This window comes from Peribacillus asahii, from assembly GCF_004006295.1.
GTDB classification, from domain to species: domain Bacteria; phylum Bacillota; class Bacilli; order Bacillales; family DSM-1321; genus Peribacillus; species Peribacillus asahii_A.
Genome location: NZ_CP026095.1, coordinates 3310560 through 3329284, shown reverse-complemented (window position 1 = coordinate 3329284; position 18725 = coordinate 3310560). Strand labels below are relative to the sequence as shown.

The 18725-nt window shown below is 37.4% G+C and carries 21 protein-coding genes; 20 read left to right on the top strand and 1 reads right to left on the bottom strand.

Going from position 1 to position 18725, the window contains the following annotated elements; translation table 11 throughout:
* Positions 1-78: 78 nt before the first annotated feature.
* The 15 genes from BAOM_RS16405 to BAOM_RS24590 all read left to right on the top strand — a co-directional run bounded on the left by BAOM_RS16405 (position 79) and on the right by BAOM_RS24590 (position 13723).
* Entirely contained in the window at positions 79-537 is a 459-nt protein-coding gene (locus BAOM_RS16405) for a YpbF family protein (RefSeq protein WP_127761201.1), read from the top strand.
* A 79-nt stretch (positions 538-616) separates the two neighbouring features.
* On the top strand, positions 617-1453 hold the full coding sequence (locus BAOM_RS16400; protein WP_127761200.1) for a metallophosphoesterase: 837 nt from the start codon (positions 617-619) through the stop codon (positions 1451-1453).
* 128 nt (positions 1454-1581) lie between these two features.
* Positions 1582-2160 (top strand): genetic competence negative regulator, encoded by a 579-nt coding sequence (locus BAOM_RS16395; protein ID WP_127761199.1) that lies wholly within the window; start codon positions 1582-1584, stop codon positions 2158-2160.
* A gap of 409 nt (positions 2161-2569) precedes the next feature.
* On the top strand, positions 2570-3847 hold the full coding sequence (locus BAOM_RS16390) for a Glu/Leu/Phe/Val family dehydrogenase (RefSeq protein ID WP_127761198.1): 1278 nt from the start codon (positions 2570-2572) through the stop codon (positions 3845-3847).
* Positions 3848-4108: 261 nt separating this feature from the next.
* Entirely contained in the window at positions 4109-5089 is a 981-nt protein-coding gene (locus tag BAOM_RS16385) for a YpdA family putative bacillithiol disulfide reductase (protein ID WP_127761197.1), read from the top strand.
* A gap of 53 nt (positions 5090-5142) precedes the next feature.
* Complete coding sequence (locus BAOM_RS16380; protein WP_127761196.1) at positions 5143-6108, top strand: asparaginase; 966 nt, start codon at positions 5143-5145, stop codon at positions 6106-6108.
* A gap of 94 nt (positions 6109-6202) precedes the next feature.
* Positions 6203-6877: a glutamic-type intramembrane protease PrsW gene (prsW, locus tag BAOM_RS16375; RefSeq protein WP_127761195.1), complete on the top strand. Its 675-nt coding sequence runs from the start codon at positions 6203-6205 to the stop codon at positions 6875-6877.
* 224 nt (positions 6878-7101) lie between these two features.
* Positions 7102-7917, top strand: coding sequence for a spore cortex-lytic enzyme (gene sleB / locus BAOM_RS16370; protein ID WP_252283557.1), 816 nt, complete (start codon positions 7102-7104; stop codon positions 7915-7917).
* Positions 7918-7931: 14 nt separating this feature from the next.
* Positions 7932-9284, top strand: a complete 1353-nt coding sequence (gene ypeB / locus BAOM_RS16365) for a germination protein YpeB (protein ID WP_127761193.1) — start codon at positions 7932-7934, stop codon at positions 9282-9284.
* Between the two features lie 113 nt (positions 9285-9397).
* Positions 9398-9583 carry a YpfB family protein gene (locus tag BAOM_RS16360; protein ID WP_127761192.1) on the top strand — a complete coding sequence of 62 codons (186 nt, stop codon included), beginning with the start codon at positions 9398-9400 and terminating at the stop codon, positions 9581-9583.
* 376 nt (positions 9584-9959) lie between these two features.
* The gene (cmk, locus tag BAOM_RS16355) at positions 9960-10634 is read left to right on the top strand and encodes a (d)CMP kinase (RefSeq protein WP_127761191.1); all 675 of its coding nucleotides are present in this window, start codon (positions 9960-9962) and stop codon (positions 10632-10634) included.
* 2 nt (positions 10635-10636) lie between these two features.
* Entirely contained in the window at positions 10637-11218 is a 582-nt protein-coding gene (locus tag BAOM_RS16350; RefSeq protein ID WP_127761190.1) for a lysophospholipid acyltransferase family protein, read from the top strand.
* 184 nt (positions 11219-11402) lie between these two features.
* The gene (gene rpsA / locus BAOM_RS16345; RefSeq protein ID WP_127761189.1) at positions 11403-12530 is read left to right on the top strand and encodes a 30S ribosomal protein S1; all 1128 of its coding nucleotides are present in this window, start codon (positions 11403-11405) and stop codon (positions 12528-12530) included.
* Positions 12531-12546: 16 nt separating this feature from the next.
* Entirely contained in the window at positions 12547-13593 is a 1047-nt protein-coding gene (fni, locus tag BAOM_RS16340; RefSeq protein WP_127761188.1) for a type 2 isopentenyl-diphosphate Delta-isomerase, read from the top strand.
* Complete coding sequence (locus tag BAOM_RS24590) at positions 13583-13723, top strand: hypothetical protein (RefSeq protein ID WP_164853266.1); 141 nt, start codon at positions 13583-13585, stop codon at positions 13721-13723. Before fni ends, BAOM_RS24590 begins: the two co-directional genes overlap by 11 nt.
* A 20-nt stretch (positions 13724-13743) precedes the next feature.
* Here the strand turns inward: BAOM_RS24590 and BAOM_RS16335 are convergent, their stop codons facing one another.
* Complete coding sequence (locus BAOM_RS16335; protein WP_119115360.1) at positions 13744-13878, bottom strand: YpzI family protein; 135 nt, start codon at positions 13876-13878, stop codon at positions 13744-13746.
* Between the two features lie 136 nt (positions 13879-14014).
* Between BAOM_RS16335 and BAOM_RS16330 the strand changes: the two genes are divergently transcribed.
* The 5 genes from BAOM_RS16330 (at position 14015) to BAOM_RS16310 (ending at position 18664) form a co-directional block, all read left to right on the top strand.
* Complete coding sequence (locus tag BAOM_RS16330) at positions 14015-14623, top strand: YphA family membrane protein (protein WP_127761187.1); 609 nt, start codon at positions 14015-14017, stop codon at positions 14621-14623.
* Between the two features lie 435 nt (positions 14624-15058).
* Positions 15059-16369, top strand: a complete 1311-nt coding sequence (der, locus tag BAOM_RS16325) for a ribosome biogenesis GTPase Der (RefSeq protein ID WP_127761186.1) — start codon at positions 15059-15061, stop codon at positions 16367-16369.
* Between the two features lie 17 nt (positions 16370-16386).
* Positions 16387-17436: an NAD(P)H-dependent glycerol-3-phosphate dehydrogenase gene (locus BAOM_RS16320; protein ID WP_127761185.1), complete on the top strand. Its 1050-nt coding sequence runs from the start codon at positions 16387-16389 to the stop codon at positions 17434-17436.
* 291 nt (positions 17437-17727) lie between these two features.
* Positions 17728-17925 (top strand): DUF2768 domain-containing protein, encoded by a 198-nt coding sequence (locus BAOM_RS16315; protein ID WP_119115356.1) that lies wholly within the window; start codon positions 17728-17730, stop codon positions 17923-17925.
* Between the two features lie 16 nt (positions 17926-17941).
* Complete coding sequence (locus tag BAOM_RS16310) at positions 17942-18664, top strand: hypothetical protein (RefSeq protein ID WP_127761184.1); 723 nt, start codon at positions 17942-17944, stop codon at positions 18662-18664.
* The last annotated feature ends 61 nt before the right edge of the window (positions 18665-18725 follow it).

Genomic DNA, 18725 nt, shown 5'->3' with positions numbered 1-18725 from the left:
GGCTAACCATCAGTGGGGGATGAAGGAAAACCCCCACTGATGGAAGTTTCACTTTATTGAACAAGGAGGCGCTTATGAATGGAGTCAGCTATTATTATGTTAGATGAACATACAGATCAAGCGACGAAACAAATGCTGCAACATGTAGTTGAGCGAAAGAAGAAGTTTGAAGCATTACAACAAAAACATCAAATGATTTTATGGATCACGATTAGTGTCACCGTTGTTTTTATCTTATATTTGTATGTCTATGTAATGGTACCTTACTCTTATTCTTTTTTCGACATGTTCTCAGCTTTTGTTAATCAATCTAATCACGTTTTCTTTCTCCTAGTTACAATGGGGATATTCGGATATTTAACGATGGTAAAAAATAAAATGGAGAAAGCAGAGAAGGAATATCAACTATTACGTTGTGAAATTATTAATAAAAGTAAAATGTTATGGGAAAAAGAATCTGAATGGAAAAATCGTCATAAGGTATTTGAAATGATGAAGAAAAATTATGATATTAATCTTTATCATGAGAATAAATAAGTCTGAACATTTCGCATTCTGCTTACAAATATGGTTAGATAGATACAGGCAGTTTTTGTAGAAGAAAGAAGGGTAAAACATGCAGTATATTGTGGTGTTTATCATCATTGTTTTGATTGTGCTTATAATTGCGCTAACAGTGCTTTCGTTTTATATGTACCGAACAGCTCAGTTAGAGCGGATTGTATATCAAGATTTATATTTCTCTAACTTGCCTAAACATTTTGGAGATGTACGGATTTTTTTTATTTCAGATGTACATAAACGAATTATTTCAGATCAAATTATTGCTAAAGTGCAACAGCAGGTGGATCTTGTGATTATTGGAGGAGACTTAACAGAGCGTACTGTACCTTTTGCTCATGTTGAACAAAACTTAGCAAAATTAAAAAATATAGGGGCCCCTCTTTATTTTGTATGGGGAAATAATGATTATGAAGTCGATGTTCATGAACTGGATGCGCGACTATTACAATACGGAGTTACAATTTTGGCGAATACGGCTGTACATTTGGAAGCAAAACAAGGAGAGAAAATGACGTTGCTCGGCATTGAGGATATAACGGTGGAACGAGATCGTTTAGATATGGCGTTAGCAGATGCATGCAATGTCAAAGACGCCTTTCGAATTTTAGTGAGCCATAATCCGAAAGTGAAAGCTCAGGTGCAGGAGGAACATAGGATTAGTCTTGTTCTTTCTGGTCATACGCATGGGGGGCAAGTTCGTTTCCTTGGATATGGACCTTATAAGCTAGGCGATACGGAAATGTTTAATAACTGTGTATATGTAACGAGCAATGGGTATGGGACAAGCACTATTCCGATGCGACTTACGGCAAAGCCTGAAACTCATTTGTTTACGTTAAAAAGGGGACATCATACGAGCATCGGTGAAAAGAAGGAAGTACAATTTTAGAGCAATGTTTTAACGATTCAGGCATGAAGAATCGTTTTTGATAAGGTTTTGTTATAGAACGCTGTTTATGCACCTTGATTATCGATCTTCATATGATGTATGAAGATGGTAACCAGGGGGCATTTTTTATGAAGTCGGAGAGGCTTACAAATAATAAAATTAAAATCTTTTTAACTCTCGATGATTTAATGGATCGGGGCATAACAAAAGAAGAAATTGTAGGAAATTCCCTTAAGGTGCATAAGCTTTTTCAAGCTATGGTAGAAGAAGCATGTGAAAGTTTAAATTTTATAATGAGCGGATCGATTGCTATTGAAATATTTTCACTGCCTGCACAAGGATTAATTATTATTGTAACAAAAGAGGAGGAAGAAGACTTTGCAGAGGAAGAAGACTTTGTCAACCTACAAGTGAAGTTCGATGAGTCTCCCCATATTTTATATGCTTTTGATGAGTTTGAAGACGTTATCCAGTTAAGTCATCAACTGCTAAATCAAGGTGTATTCTTGAGTACGCTATATGTTTATAATGAACGTTATTATTTACTAATCGAAAATGTGTCAGAGGAAATCTATCATAAAGTGATTTCATTGGCTGCAGAGTACGGATATGCGTCTACATTGACACTATATCGAATAGGGGAATATGGAGCGTGTATTCTGGAAAAAGAAGCGATTGAAGTGCTCACTTCTTATTTTCACTTATAGAAAAAAGAGTTCCCTTGCATAAATTTGTGTAATCTAATTACTATATAGTATAAGATTACAATTTCATCACAAAGTAACGGCGAGTTAAGTCCTCGGCTTCAGAATCGAAAAAACAAACGAAGGATTAGTGAGCCGCGACTTGTAGAACGGGATGAACACTCAGTGCAGGAAATAAGGGGAAATCCTCACTGAGTGACGTTTTATTTTATCACTCTTTTAGTGATTGTAGAATAGAGTTACCCATCTGTGAGTCTTTTGCGGTTAGAAGGAATTTTAGTTGGAAAGTTTTCGTTATTTTTTTTAAATTATGAAACATTTTGATTCTGTTTTTTAACCTTTGCATAAATATATGGAAGGTGTATACTATCACATGAGTGCCGTATTATATGATAAAGTAGGAGGTACATAAATGGTGTCTACAAAAGGGAATGACCCTCAACATGATGAAGAAAAAAATGACGTGTTAAGATCAACTCAAACCATTATACATAAAGCTTTAGAAAAGCTCGGATATCCTGAAGAGGTGTATGAGTTATTAAAAGAACCATTGCGTTTATTAACGGTGAAAATACCTGTGCGTATGGATGATGGTTCTGTAAAAGTGTTTACAGGTTATCGTGCGCAACACAATGATGCTGTTGGACCAACAAAAGGTGGAATTCGTTTTCACCCAAACGTAACAGAGCGTGAAGTAAAAGCGCTGTCGATTTGGATGAGCTTGAAATGTGGCATTGTGGATCTTCCTTACGGAGGCGGGAAAGGCGGAATTGTGTGTGATCCGCGCAATATGTCATTCCGTGAGTTAGAAAAATTGAGTCGAGGATATGTGCGGGCGATTAGCCAAATCGTTGGTCCTACAAAGGATATTCCAGCTCCAGATGTGTTTACAAATTCGCAAATTATGGCATGGATGATGGATGAATATAGTCGAATGGATGAGTTTAATTCTCCGGGCTTTATTACAGGGAAGCCGCTTGTACTTGGTGGTTCTCACGGGCGTGAATCGGCGACAGCCAAAGGTGTGACCATTTGTATTAACGAGGCGGCTAAAAAACGTAATATCGATATCAAAGGGGCTCGTGTTGTTATTCAAGGCTTTGGAAACGCGGGCAGTTTTTTAGCGAAATTCATGCATGATGCGGGGGCAAAAGTAGTTGGAATTTCAGATGCTTACGGTGCTTTGTACGACCCGGAAGGTTTGGATATCGATTACTTATTAGATCGTAGAGATAGCTTTGGAACGGTAACAAAGCTGTTTAAAAATACAATTACAAATCAAGAACTGCTTGAATTGGATTGTGATATTTTAGTACCAGCAGCGATTGAAAATCAAATCACAGAAGAAAATGCAAACAATATTAAAGCGAAAATTGTTGTAGAGGCAGCAAATGGTCCGACAACGATTGAAGCTACACAAATTTTAACCAATCGTAACATCCTTCTTGTACCGGATGTACTAGCTTCCGCTGGTGGCGTAACTGTTTCTTATTTTGAGTGGGTTCAAAATAATCAAGGTTACTACTGGAGCGAAGAGGAAGTCGATGAAAAGCTTGAAAAAATTCTTGTGAAGTCGTTCGATAATATTTATAATTTAGCACAATCTCGTCACGTAGATATGCGTTTAGCTGCGTATATGATTGGTGTGAGAAAAATGGCAGAAGCATCTCGCTTCCGCGGCTGGATTTAACATTGAAAAGAAGAGAAAAAACTTCTATCATTAACTTGATAGAAGTTTTTTTATGCACTTAAAATATATGGCAAGTTAATGTATGGAACGTTTTAGTGTTAAGACGGTGTGGAATCATTCAGGATTCATATACTATTCATAGAACGAGTGTCATATGAGATAAGGTGGTTATATAGAGACCGTGTTAATATAGAACCTGATTGTAAATGGATGTACATATGTTTTAGGTAGAACGGATGTAGTGCAGAGGAGCGAGTAAACGTGCAGAAGGAAGATGTAATCATTATTGGCGGAGGTCCTTGTGGGCTTGCTGCGGCTATTGCTTTAAAAGATGTGGGGAGAAGCGCTTTAATTATCGAAAAAGGAAATGTAGTAGAATCCATTTATCGTTATCCAACACATCAAACATTTTTCAGTTCGAGTGAGAAATTAGAAATTGGTGACGTGGCATTTATTACAGAAAATCGGAAGCCAGTACGAAATCAAGCATTATCTTATTATCGCGAAGTCGTGAAACGTAAACAACTTCGAGTAAACGCATTTGAACGAGTGCAACAAGTTCAAAAACTTGCAAACGGTACTTTTCATGTAGTGACTTCGAAAGCGGAATACGAAGCATCCTTCGTTGTTGTGGCAACTGGTTATTATGATAATCCAAATTATATGAATATTCCCGGTGAAGATCTTCCGAAAGTGTTTCATTATTTTAAAGAAGGTCATGAATACTTTGATTGTGATGTAGCGGTTATTGGAGGTAAAAATTCGAGCATTGATGCGGCGCTTGAACTTGTGAAAGCAGGGGCTCGAGTGACCGTGCTATACCGGGGAGCAACTTATTCTCCAAGTATTAAACCTTGGATTTTGCCAGAGTTTGAAGCGTTAGTACGCCATGGTATGATTAAAATGGAGTTTCATGCTGAGCTAATGGAAATACAAAAGGAACAAATTATTTATCGAGTGAAGGATGAAGTCAAAACGATGCGCAATGATTTTGTGTTTGCTATGACGGGATATCATCCTGATCATCATTTCTTGCAAAAAATGGGTGTTGAAATTGATCAAGACACAGGACGTCCGCTCCATCACCCTGAGACGATGGAGACAAATGTAAGTGGTATTTATATTGCAGGTGTTATTGCAGCCGGTAATAATGCTAATGAAATTTTTATTGAAAATGGCCGCTTTCATGGGGCTTTGATTGCAGCGCATCTTATAAATCAGCATATGAATGATAGTAAGTGAGGACAACTATAATGATTCATGGTGTGTTATGATGATATTGGAGGATGTAAGAAATGAAACAAAAAATCTCTTTAATTACAACAGGCGGTACAATTGCTAGCCAAGAAACGAAGAATGGGATGCTTGCCTCTGGTGCTCTAAGCGGAGAGGAACTCGCTTCATTTTGTCAATTACCAAAAGAAATTGATGTGAAGATTGTAGACCTTTTGCAAATTCCAAGCATGTTTATGGACTTTACTACAATGGCACAGTTGAAACGAGCAATAGAAGAAGAATTAAAAGATCCAACTGTGACAGGTATTGTTGTGACGCATGGCACGGATTCATTAGAAGAAACAGCGTATTTCTTAGATATTACACTTGCAGATGATCGGCCGATTATCGTAACAGGCTCACAGCGTTCCTTGCAACAAGCAGGTACAGATGTATCTTCTAATTTAAGGAATTCTATTCTAGCAGCGGCTAGTCATTCATTACAAAACATCGGAGTTGCTGTTGTTTTTAATGAACGAATTTACTCGGCTAAGTATGTAAAGAAGGTGCATGCCTCTAATTTACAAGGATTTGCAACGTTTGGATATGGATATTTAGGTATTATTGATAATGATACCGTTAGTGTATATCAAAAACCGGTACATCGAGACTATTTTCAAATAAAAGAAGCTATTCCGAGAGTGGACATTATAAAATGTTATACTGGAGCGGATGGAATCTTTATTGAAGCGGCAGTAGCCCAGGGTGCACAAGGGATTGTATTAGAAGGTGCTGGAAGAGGACAAGTCACTCCAAGCATGGTAGAAGCTATTCAAAAGGCTCTTAATCAAGGTGTTATGGTTGTTATAACGACAAGTACCGAAGAGGGTCAGGTGTATCCTGCTTATGATTATGAAGGAAGCGCTTATGATTTACAGCAAAGAGGTGTCATTCTTGGGGCGGATTATGATAGCAAGAAAGCGAGAATTAAACTTGCTGTTGCGTTATCTAGTGGTATCGAATTAAAGGATAAGGAGCTATTTTAAAGGTTACTTTGAAAATAAACGAATAGTATACAATAATGTTTATATTTCAGGTTGCCTGTAATATAGCCAAACCAAAAAGAAGAGAGGTCAGTAAATGCTGATCATATTGTCAGCTGCCATTGCCCCTGGCTTGGCTCTGCTTAGTTATTTTTATTTAAAAGATCAGTATGATACGGAGCCTATTTCAGTTGTATTAAAGACGTTTTTATATGGTGTCTTTCTTGTATTTCCAATTATGTTTTTACAATATGTGTTGGAAACAGAAGGTGTTTTTAAGACGGATTTTGGTACAGCTTTTTTCTGGGCATCCCTTTTAGAAGAGTTTTTTAAATGGTTTATTTTAATGTTCGCAATCTATCAACATGTTGCTTTCGATGAACCATATGATGGTATTGTTTATGGAGCAGCTGTTTCATTAGGGTTTGCGACGATGGAAAATATTTTGTATCTATTAGCCAATGGTGTGGAGCATGCTTTCGTAAGGGCGATGCTGCCTGTATCGAGTCATGCTCTATTCGGTGTGATTATGGGGTATTATTTAGGAAAAGCCAAATTTGCAGTCGTAAAAAACCGCTATTATGTATTGGCTGCTTTAGTTGTGCCGTTTCTTCTTCACGGTGTATATGATTATATTTTGATTACCCAGAAAATGTGGGTGTACTGGATGATGCCGTTTATGATTTACTTATGGTGGTTTGGTTTGAAGAAGGTGAAACGAGCACGAATTTTATCAGATTTTCATGCAACTAAAATGGCTTCTAGATATTAATAGAAAATAAAGTGAAACTTCCAGCAGTGAGGGGCTTACTGCCCGTTAAGTTTGGGATGAATTTCGGAGTGTTGGCATTATTTGCCCACTCCGTTTTTTATTGACTTGGAATAAAAATGTCGCCACAGCAGAAAATAGGGTTACGTTAATTTATGAAAAGAGGAGTGTTTTTGATGAAAGGAATTTCGTCAAAATGGAAATGGCTCATAGTCTTTGTATGTATCATGATGAGTTGTGTGTGGATTCCTGATGCAAGGATACAAGCCTTTTCAAGTCAAGTAATCCAGCGTGGTTCAATAGGTGATGACGTAATTGAGCTTCAAGCAAGGCTGCAAAACATTGGATATTATCATGGAAAGATTGATGGGGTATATGGCTGGGGAACGTATTGGGCACTTAGAAATTTCCAACAGGACTTCGGTTTACCGGTAGATGGTTTAGCTGGTACTACAACGAAAAACAAGTTAACAAAGGCATCTAATTTTAATCGGGAATTTGTTCATGGCCAAATCAATAAAGGAAATGAATTTACTTATTATGGTGGAGTGGATATTGACAAGCAGGTAAAGCAGAAAACAACAACGCCTCCCTCAAATGGGACTTCAAACGCGAATAAGGGTACTGCAGGCTCGCAAAATGCACCAGCACAAACTGCAACAACGTCTGCTAGTTTACCGGAAGGATTTTCGCAAAATGATATTCAATTGATGGCAAATGCGGTATATGGTGAATCACGCGGTGAGCCGTATGTTGGTCAGGTTGCGGTTGCTGCTGTCATTTTAAATCGAGTGCAAAGCCCTTCGTTTCCGAATACGGTTTCGGGAGTTATTTTTGAACCTGGAGCTTTTACTGCTGTAGCAGACGGTCAAATTTGGTTAACACCGAATGAAACGGCGAAGGAAGCAGTCGTTGATGCTATTAATGGGTGGGATCCAACTGGAAATGCCGAGTATTACTTTAATCCTGACACGGCAACAAGCGGATGGATTTGGTCAAGGCCTCAAATTAAAAAAATCGGCAAACATATTTTCTGTAAGTAAAGAGGTGAGATAGATTGATTAGGAATATATTGATTGGTTTATTAGCAGTTGCTGTTGTTGGAACAGGGTTTTGGGGGTATCAAGAGCATAAAGAAAAAAATGCCGTGCTTGTTCATGCTGAAAACAATTATCAACGTGCGTTTCATGATTTGAATTATCAAATGGATTTATTGCATGATAAAATTGGTACAACACTTGCGATGAATTCTCGTAAATCATTAAGTCCAGCCTTAATAGACGTATGGAGAATCACGTCGGAAGCTCAAAACGACGTCGGCCAACTCCCACTTGCATTGATGCCGTTTAATAAAACAGAAGAGTTCTTATATGATATCGGTAATTTTAGTTATCGGACGGCCGTCAGAGATTTAGAGAAAGAACCGTTAACCGACCAAGAATATAAAAACCTTAAATCACTTTATAGTCAGTCAAGTGAGATACAAGATGAGCTAAGAAAGGTTCAATATGCCGTAATCAAAAATAATCTTCGTTGGATGGATGTGGAACTAGCTCTAGCCTCAAATGACGAAACGGTAGACAATACGATTATCGATGGATTTAAGACGGTTGAGAAGAAAGTGTCAGGCTATACGGAGACAAATGCCCAAAATCCAACCTTTTTATCAACAAACGAAAAAGATGATATCTATCAGCATGTAGAAGGGAAAAGAATCTCCAAAAAAGAAGCTATTGCAATTGCAAAAAAGTATGCGAATTTTGAAGGAGATTTAGAAGTAAGGGTTGAAGAAAACGGAAAAGGGTCGGACTATGGCTTTTATAGTGTCAGCTTGTTAGAGAAAGCGACAGATGTTGAAGTCAATATGGATATCACGAAAAAAGGTGGTTATCCAATCTGGTATTTAAACAATCGAGCGGTCAAACAAGCGAAACTAGATTTAAATCAAGCTTATACAAAAGCGAGCAATTTTTTAAAGAATCATCAGTTTGATTCACTCGATTTATTTGAGAGTTCACAGTACGATCAAATTGGTTTATTTACTTTTGTTGCATCTGTGGATGGGGTGCGAGTGTATCCGGATTCGGTAAAAGTGAAGGTTGCTTTGGACGATGGTTCTATTATTGGTTTTTCAGCTGATGAGTATTTGCAAGCTCATAAGTTACGAAGTATTGATGATGCTAAAATTTCTGCGGATAAAGCAAAAGAGCACATTAATTCACAAGTTAAGATTATGGAGCAAAGAAAAGCAATTATTATTAATGATATTGGTGAAGAAGTGCTTTGCTATGAATTTCTTGGAGTCATTGATAATGACACATATCGTATTTTCATTAATGCAAAGGATGGTCAAGAAGAAAAGGTAGAAAAATTGAAAAATTCAGAGCCTGTATATGAAAATATGTTGTAAATGAAGAAAAGGAGAGGTGCTGAAGTACCTCTCCTTTTCTATTGGTTAAACGGTGAATGAAACATAGCAGTTCTTTCCATACTGGTAGTAAACCAGTGAAGGAGATGTTTCCGATGAAAGCAGTGGAAAGAATTATTGTAAAGTTAATTATTATTCAAGCTCTATTTTTAGGCTTAGTTCAAGTATTGCTAAGCTTAGAAGATAATATGATTCCATTAACTAAGCTCTCTCAATATGAAGGGGTAAATAGTAATAATTACACAAAAATTATTGAAACATTTGAAGGTGTTTCAGAGTAGTAAATGGGCTATGTGAAACACTAATGTTAATCACGTGATTTTGAAATCGTATTAAGCCTGATTCATGAAATGCTCGGGGGGTTTATATGCAATGAATTCAAAATCAACGGTGTCATATACCAAGGCGGATAAATGGAAATATATTAATTTTTTTCGTGATTTTGCTGAGCAGACAACAGCTGCTTAAGTCGCATACAAACAAATACTATGATAGGTTCTCGTGGTTATAATAGTTCGTTTGCGAGGATAAATCATGTGTTTTAATTAAGAATGCAGCGGCTTTTATTAATGATTTTTCCGCTTTTTGTGATAAAATGAAAAGGTAATAAATGAATCAGCAGGATTGTCAGGATTGTCAGGATTACAGGAGGCATTAATGAACAAGAAAATATCAATTGCAATTGATGGACCAGCAGCTGCTGGAAAAAGTACAATTGCAAAAATTGTTGCAGAAGCGTGTCATTACATATATGTAGATACAGGTGCGATGTATCGAGCTCTAACGTACAAAGCATTACAACAAGCGGTATCGATTATGAACGAAGAGGATTTGTTTACGCTATTAATGGAAACGGAAATCGAATTGCAGCCAAGCGAACATGGACAACTCGTTTTTGTTGATGGCCAAAATGTCACATCAGACATTCGAACGCATGACGTAACAAATTCTGTTTCAGAAGTAGCGAAGCATCGACTTATTCGTGAAGAAATGGTCCGCAGACAGCAGTTGTTTGCAGAAAGTGGCGGCGTTGTAATGGATGGTCGAGATATTGGTACACATGTCTTGCCGAACGCAGAAGTCAAAATTTTTATGATAGCTTCCGTAGAAGAGCGTGCTGAGCGTCGACATCAAGAAAATATTAAAAAAGGGTTTCAGTCAGATATTGAACAATTAAAAAAAGAAATTGCTATGCGAGACAAATTAGATTCCGAACGTGAAGTATCACCATTAAGAAAAGCAGAAGATGCCATTGAAATTGATACAACTTCGCTCAGCATTCAACAAGTAGTGGATCGAATCATGTCTTTAGTTCAAGAAAGGACACGATGAGCGTGAATTTGTATAGATTTGCGAGAAACGTTGTAAAAATTATTTTAACACCTATATTTCGAATTCAAACGGTTGGAAGAGAAAGCTTTCCAAAGGATGGCGGCGTACTCATTTGTGCGAATCACATTGACAATTTGGATCCGCCGGTTGTGGGGATTACTTCTCCAAGAGATATTCATTTTATGGCAAAGGAAGAATTGTTTCATGCACCGATTTTAAAGCAGCTTTTACCGAATATCAATGCTTTCCCTGTCAAAAGGGGGTTGAGCGATAAAGGTGCGCTTAAAATGGGTTTAAAGATTTTAAAAGATGGAGAAGTGCTAGGATTGTTTCCTGAGGGGACGAGAAGTAAAACAGGAGAGCTGGGGAAAGGGCTTGCAGGAGCTGGATTCTTTGCTTTGCGTACGAATGCTGTCGTTGTACCTTGTGCTATTATTGGGCCATATAAGCCGTTTCGAAAGTTAAAGGTTGTTTATGGAAAGCCAGTTGATTTTAGTCAATACCGTGAACAAAAACTATCTGCAGAAGAAGCGACAGAAATAATTATGGATGAAATCAGAAAATTAATTTCTGCACACAAATAATTCTTCTTACTTGACAATTTTCTGGTTTTGTTGGAATTTATAAAAAAGGATATTTTTTCCTTAGTTAATAGATTATAAAGATTGTATATAGTTGTTTACTTTTTTTAGAAACAATGAAAGAACAATATAACCAATAAATAATAGAAAATCTGCTGAGCAGTCATGGGTTAAGGAGGAGTTAGTAATGACAGAAGAGATGAATCAAGTTAAGTACCAAGTAGGGGATCAAGTAAAAGCGATTGTTACAAAAGTCGAAGAGAAACAAGTGCTTGTTAATGTTGAAGATGGTCAAACGCAAGGGATTATTCCGATTAGTGAGCTTTCTAGTCTTCATATTGAAAAGGCGTCTGACGCTGTTTCCGTAGGAGATAAGCTTGAACTTGAAGTGACTAAAGTAGAAGAAGAAGCTCTTATTCTTTCAAAAAGAAAAGTCGATGCGCTAAAGGCCTGGGATGATCTTGAAAAGAAATTTGAAAGCGGCGAAGTGTTTGAAGCCGAAGTAAAAGATGTTGTGAAGGGCGGCCTTGTTGTTGATTTAGGCGTTAGAGGGTTTGTTCCTGCATCGCTTGTAGAAGATTATTTCGTTGAAGATTTCACGGATTATAAAAACAAAACATTAACATTTAAAATTGTTGAACTGGAAAAAGAAAAAAATCGTTTAATTCTTTCTCATCGTGCTGTTGTTCAAGAAGAAAAGGCAAAGCAAAAGCTGACAATCTTAGATACGATTCATAGCGGGCAAGTATTAGAAGGAACAGTTCAACGTATCACAAACTTTGGTGCATTTGTGGATATTGGTGGTGTAGACGGCTTAGTTCATATTTCGCAGCTTTCGCATCAGCATGTTGATAAGGCAACAGATGTTGTTACTGAAGGAGATAAAGTACAAGTTAAAGTTCTTTCAGTAGACCGTGATAATGAAAGAATTTCCCTATCTATTAAAGAAACGCTTCCAGGGCCATGGCAAGGTGTTGCTGAGAAAGCACCGAAAGATTCTATTCATTCTGGTGTTGTAAAGCGTTTAGTTTCATTCGGAGCTTTTGTCGAAATTTTTCCTGGAGTAGAAGGACTTGTTCATATCTCTCAAATCTCCTTTAAACATATTGCTACACCTCAAGAAGTATTAAAAGAAGGGCAAACAGTTCAAGTGAAAGTTCTTGATGTGAATGAAGCAGAACAACGTTTATCGTTAAGTATTAAAGAATTAGAAACACCGAAAACGCAACATATTTCCGATTATGAATTACCTGAGGAATCAAAAGGATTTCAACTAGGAGAGATGATTGGAGATCAACTGAAGAAATTAAAATAAGTAGATGGTGATAGCCTTGGAAAGAGCTAAACGAAAATTAGATCATATCCAGTACGCATTACAAACAGGTCAACTAGGCTTAACAGGATTTGATGATATTTCGTTTGTTCACCAAAGTTTACCAGGCATTGCACTTGAGCAGGTGAATCTTGCTACGAAAATGGGCGAACTTCAATTAAGTTCGCCCATTTTTATCAATGCAATGACTGGAGGCGGAGGGAAAACAACGGAAGATATTAATCGAGATTTAGCGATAGTGGCAAAAGAAACGAATATCGCTATGGCAGTTGGCTCGCAAATGTCTGCGATTCGTGATGCTAGTCAATTGGCATCTTATGCTATTGTTAGAAAAGAAAATCCGAAGGGGATTATTATTGGAAACGTTGGGGTTGAGGCGACAGTTGAACAGGCTTTACGAGCTTGTGATATGTTAGAAGCGGATGCTCTGCAACTTCACCTTAATGTGATTCAAGAGTTAACGATGCCTGAAGGAGATCGAGATTTCTCCAAGTCACTTGCAAATATTGAAGAGATTAGTAAAAGGCTTCATGTCCCTGTTATTGTGAAAGAAGTTGGCTTTGGAATGAGTAAAGAAACGATTGCACAACTTGCCTCAGTTGGAGTGTCGATTGTTGATGTTGGAGGTTTTGGAGGCACAAATTTTGCTAAAATTGAGAATGAACGACGAACGAAAATGCTAAACTATTTTAATGATTGGGGAATTCCTACTGCAGCATCGATTGTAGAAGCTGTCTCTTTATCAAAAGGTCTCTTTGTTATTGCTTCTGGAGGGGTGCAAACTTCATTAGAAATAGTTAAAAGTATGGCGCTCGGAGCAAACAGTGTAGGATTAGCGGGTTATTTTTTGAAAATGTATAAAGAACAAGGGGTTTATGGCTTAATTACAGAGATTATGAATCTACAAGAAGAGCTAACATATATGATGACTGCTCTTGGAGCCGCTACAATTGAAGAATTGCAACAAGTGAAATTAGTGATTTCAGGGAAAACGTATCATTGGTTAACTCAAAGAGGAGTTGACTGCTCAATATATGCAAAGTGATAAAGAAGCAAAGAGCTTAATCTTTGCTTCTTTACTTTGTCTAGCCCCTCAAGCTGCTTTGATTCAGCCCGATAAAGTGAAACTTGCATCAGTACTTCACTTTCTAGCTTTTCAACGATTGATGGAATGACTAAGGAGCTCTACATTCTATTAATGTTCATTTCTTTTCCTAGATTCCTCTGGACTTTCTAACCTGGTTGAACCGGAATAGTGCAGCGATTGATCACGGTCGGATTCAACGCGGCGGCTTTGTTTTAATTTTTTCTCTTGGCGATCTTTACCCACGTAAAACACCTCCTCTTTGTAAGATAACTAAATCTTGTTTTTTTATTCCTTAAAGATAACGGATAGAATTTAGCTTGATTTAAGGTTTATCCGATTGGAAAACGAGCCATAATGGTATGCAGGGAGGTGCTCGCCGTTGGATGGTTTATTTTTTTATTGGATTATGTGGATGGTTTGGGTATGTGTGATGTTTTTTGTTCCAAAAGCGGTGCCTTTTCGATTTGCTTTATTATTTCACCTTTTAGCCGTCCTTTTGTTAACTCGCTATCATTTAACCGTATACACGTTCACTGTTCAATTAAGTGGATTGTATATGTTTATTGTTCTATGTATAGCGATACGCAGGCTTTATTTGTGGAAAACCATCGAGATCATAATCAGTTGCTTTATTATGGCGTTAGCTTATGCAAGTTTTCATTTATTTGTTCTGCTTGATCCAATTTGGGTCATTATAAAACCGATATATTTACAAGGTATTTTCCTAAATTACTTAGTGTTATTAGTCATAAAAGAGTGGGAATTACGTATCGCTGTTCTAGTATTAGGCATGTTATTTGGTGATTGTCTTTTTGCGGGTTTACTGCAGTACCAGTCCTTGCCTTACGCTGCTCTTTCCTTTGCTTGGCATGACGGTGTTGCTTTCGTATTAGTTATCCAATTAGCTTGGGTATGCTTAGAGTATATAACTACATGGTTGTATACACATTCTCAAAATAGATTTTTATTAAAAGAAAAGCAAGGATAAGGTACGAAAAACCGTTCATCTTCGCCTTTTAGATAGACAATCATTGTTGATTATTGAAAAATTTGATACTATAGGATAGTTAGTGGATAAAAGGCTTAAATTAGATGATATAGAACAAACTTAAATATAGTTATTCTTTAGCTTCTGCTTGTAGGCTTGTCAATTGGCAAGCTGTCTTCGTTTTGAGTCGTTTTTTCATTGGATATAGTCCATGGAAGTTAAGGATGTTATGTAAAGAAGTTATTTGCAAGACATATATGAATTTCATCGTTTGATTGTCCATTAATAAGCAGTCAGTCCCTAGTTAAGACGAAGAGGGATTGAGGAACAACTGCTTGTAAAGGTCTGATTGATTCAACTAACACTTAATGGGCGTTTCCTAATGAATACAGTTTCGCTTTATACAGAGATACAGATGAGAAAGGGTGAAAAGCAATGCCGAAACCGGTTGTTGCAATTGTTGGTCGTCCAAATGTAGGGAAATCAACAATTTTCAATAGAATTGTTGGCGAGCGCGTCTCGATTGTAGAAGATATTCCAGGTGTTACAAGGGATCGAATCTACAGTTCAGGTGAGTGGCTGACATATGATTTTAACATTATTGATACAGGAGGAATTGATATTGGCGACGAGCCTTTCCTCGAACAAATTCGTCAGCAAGCTGAAATTGCTATTGATGAAGCTGATGTAATTATTTTTATGACGAATGGGCGTGAAGGTGTTACAGCTGCTGATGAAGAAGTAGCGAAGATTTTATATAAATCAAAAAAACCTGTCGTGCTGGCAGTGAATAAAGTCGATAATCCAGAGATGCGAGAGCAAATTTGGGATTTCTATTCATTAGGTTTTGGCGATCCGTATCCGATTTCTGGATCACACGGCTTAGGTTTAGGGGATTTACTTGATAAAGTAGCGGAATATTTCCCGAAATATACTGGAGAAGAATACGGAGAAGACGTAATTAAATTCAGTTTAATTGGTCGTCCAAATGTTGGGAAATCTTCTCTTGTAAATGCCTTGTTAGGAGAAGAGCGTGTTATTGTTAGTGATATTGAAGGAACGACACGGGATGCGATTGATTCTCCTTATACATATAATGGGAAAGAATATGTCATTATTGATACAGCAGGGATGCGAAAAAAAGGGAAAGTGTACGAAAGCACGGAGAAATATAGCGTTTTGCGTGCATTAAGAGCGATTGAACGCTCCGATGTTGTTCTTGTTGTATTAAATGCAGAGGAAGGGATCCGTGAGCAAGATAAGAAAATCGCTGGTTATGCGCATGAATCTGGAAGAGCTGTCATTATTGTTGTGAACAAATGGGATGCGATTGAAAAAGATGAGAAGACGATGAAGGAGTTTGAAGAAAATATTCGTGCTCATTTCTTATTCTTGGATTATGCTCCGATTGTTTATTTATCAGCATTAACGAAAAAAAGAACCCATACATTAGTGCCAATTATTGATCGAGTAAGTGAAAATCATGCTCTCCGTGTTCAAACGAATGTGTTAAATGAAGTAATTATGGACGCGGTGGCTATGAATCCAACACCGACACATAATGGCAGTCGTTTGAAAATTTATTACACGACTCAAGTGGCCATTAAACCACCGACATTTGTTGTATTTGTCAATGATCCCGAACTATTGCATTTCTCTTATGAGAGATTTTTAGAAAATCGGATTCGTGAGGCCTTTGATTTTGAAGGCACACCGATTCGAATTTTTGGACGCCAAAGAAAATAGAAAGGGCGATGCTTACAATGGTGAAAGTGAAAGAAAGTATTGCGGTGATTGGGGCTGGAAGTTGGGGGACAGCTTTAGCTATGGTTTTGGCTGATAATCAGCATGAAGTTAGGTTATGGGGACATAATCAGAAGCAGATTGATGAAATTAATCAGTTCCATATAAATGAAAAATATTTACCAGGTATCCAACTTTCCGAAGCGATAAAAGGCTATTTTTCTTTAGAGGAAGCATTAGAGGGAATAGAGACCATTATTTTGGCTGTTCCAACAAAGGCGTATCGTGAAGTGCTGGGGAACATTGCTGTTTTGGCGAAACAGCCGCTTACAGTTGTACATGTGAGTAAAGGGATTGAGCCCGATACGTTATTGCGTATTTCTGAAATGATTGAAGAAAATGCTTCGCCAACCTGGCTGAAAGATGTCGTTGTACTTTCCGGACCAAGTCATGCAGAAGAAGTCAGCTTACGACATCCGACAACGGTTACCGTTTCTTCGAAAAATATGAAGGCAGCTGAGAAAGTACAAGATTTATTTATGAACCACCATTTTCGGGTCTATACAAATCCTGACTTGATTGGAGTCGAGATTGGCGGAGCGTTAAAAAATATTATTGCATTAGCTGCCGGGATTACAGATGGACTTGGTTATGGAGATAATGCCAAGGCTGCTTTGATTACGCGTGGTCTTGCTGAAATTTCAAGGCTTGGAACGGCAATGGGAGCGAACCCTTTGACATTTTCTGGACTGACGGGTATCGGTGATTTAATTGTGACATGTACAAGCGTTCACTCGCGTAACTGGAGAGCGGGGAACATGCTAGGAAAAGGTCAAAATCTTCAAGATGTGCTCGACAATATGGGAATGGTTGTTGAAGGTGTCCGGACGACTAAAGCTGCTTATCAGCTAGCGAAGAAATATGAAGTAAATATGCCGATTACAGAAGCTCTTTATGGTGTGCTTTTCAATGGACAAGATCTAAAGGGTGCTGTTGATCAATTGATGACACGCATGAAAACGAGTGAGATGGAAGAATTATTTAATATTTTAGACAGCAGACAACAATAGTCATACATTGTTTTAGTATATAAATAAAAGAATTTTCTGAAAATAGGCATTTGAGGAGACCATTTTTTGTTTATATGCATACAATGCAACGATAATAAACTAGTAATTTGACCTCGGTATGGGGCATTTAGTCAAATGACAGAAGATATTTTAAATATCTTCTGTTTTTTTTGCTAAGTGATGGTGGATAAAACTTTGATTTTTGGTTTATTTCATACAGGAAGATAACTCATTTATCCAATTATTTTACAGTATATGGTATAATAAAATGGGAAAAGGGGTGGTATTTGGATGACGCCTGGATTGCAAAAAATGTGGATTTCATTTGCTGGAATGGGTTTTATGTTTATTTCCCTTTTATTTATTTATGTTAGTCGTTATAAATTAAAAGGTATTTGGAAGGGACTTGCAGCGGTCATTGCTTATACATGTATGCTTTTAGCTGGTTTTATTATTTTTGTAGTAGTAGTGAGTGGACCTACTGGTTGATTGCGAGGCGATGAGGATGAGAATTTTTGTACAATTGATAGCAGTAATTAGTATTTCCTTTCTTTTAGGAGGATGTCTATATCCTCAAGCAGAAAAACTAAAAAATCAAGTTCCTTATAAAGCACAGATTGACATGGTCCAAAGTGCAGTTGATCAATTTCAAGAAGCTGAACAGGGCATTTTGCCGATTGACACGAAAGATGCGACAACACCGATTTATCATAAATATGTGATAGATTTTTCAAAGCTTTCGCCAAAGTATATGGCAGAGTTTCCTGAAAATGCTTATGAGTCTGGTGGCTTTTTTCAATATGTATTAGTGAATGTAGAAAACGACCCGACTGTGAAATTATTAGATGTTCGTGTCGCTCAAAAAATACAAGACTTAACTTTACGCTTAAATGCATATCGACAAGCAAATGGTTATCCTCCGTTTAAAGAACGGTTAGCGAACCACGTTTTTACGTTAGATTATGAAAAGTTAGGGTTGAAAGAAGCACCTACTGTGACAAGTCCCTTTTCACAAAAAGAACTTTCTCTTATTGTTGATGGAGAAGGAGAGATTTATGTCGATTATACTCCTGATTTATATGAGGCATTACAACAGTATGAAGGAGAGGTTAAGCAAGGGGATGACATTCGTGAAATTTTAGTGAAAACAAGTGATTTTGTCCCAGCGTACTCTCTTGCTTACACGATAAATCACGAACGAACAAAACCGGTATTTCTTGAACAATAGCTGTAGACAAGATTTCGGTTTGATCATACTTAAGACAGTAAGTATAAACTGTGTTCCAATC

Coding starts and splice junctions, on each gene's coding strand:
- BAOM_RS16405 (WP_127761201.1), top strand. CDS start 79: ATGGAGTCAGCTATTATTATGTTAGATGAACATACAGATCAAGCGACG.
- BAOM_RS16400 (WP_127761200.1), top strand. CDS start 617: ATGCAGTATATTGTGGTGTTTATCATCATTGTTTTGATTGTGCTTATA.
- BAOM_RS16395 (WP_127761199.1), top strand. CDS start 1,582: ATGAAGTCGGAGAGGCTTACAAATAATAAAATTAAAATCTTTTTAACT.
- BAOM_RS16390 (WP_127761198.1), top strand. CDS start 2,570: ATGGTGTCTACAAAAGGGAATGACCCTCAACATGATGAAGAAAAAAAT.
- BAOM_RS16380 (WP_127761196.1), top strand. CDS start 5,143: ATGAAACAAAAAATCTCTTTAATTACAACAGGCGGTACAATTGCTAGC.
- prsW (WP_127761195.1), top strand. CDS start 6,203: ATGCTGATCATATTGTCAGCTGCCATTGCCCCTGGCTTGGCTCTGCTT.
- sleB (WP_252283557.1), top strand. CDS start 7,102: ATGATGAGTTGTGTGTGGATTCCTGATGCAAGGATACAAGCCTTTTCA.
- BAOM_RS16360 (WP_127761192.1), top strand. CDS start 9,398: ATGAAAGCAGTGGAAAGAATTATTGTAAAGTTAATTATTATTCAAGCT.
- cmk (WP_127761191.1), top strand. CDS start 9,960: ATGAACAAGAAAATATCAATTGCAATTGATGGACCAGCAGCTGCTGGA.
- rpsA (WP_127761189.1), top strand. CDS start 11,403: ATGACAGAAGAGATGAATCAAGTTAAGTACCAAGTAGGGGATCAAGTA.
- BAOM_RS24590 (WP_164853266.1), top strand. CDS start 13,583: ATGCAAAGTGATAAAGAAGCAAAGAGCTTAATCTTTGCTTCTTTACTT.
- der (WP_127761186.1), top strand. CDS start 15,059: ATGCCGAAACCGGTTGTTGCAATTGTTGGTCGTCCAAATGTAGGGAAA.
- BAOM_RS16320 (WP_127761185.1), top strand. CDS start 16,387: ATGGTGAAAGTGAAAGAAAGTATTGCGGTGATTGGGGCTGGAAGTTGG.
- BAOM_RS16315 (WP_119115356.1), top strand. CDS start 17,728: ATGACGCCTGGATTGCAAAAAATGTGGATTTCATTTGCTGGAATGGGT.
- BAOM_RS16310 (WP_127761184.1), top strand. CDS start 17,942: ATGAGAATTTTTGTACAATTGATAGCAGTAATTAGTATTTCCTTTCTT.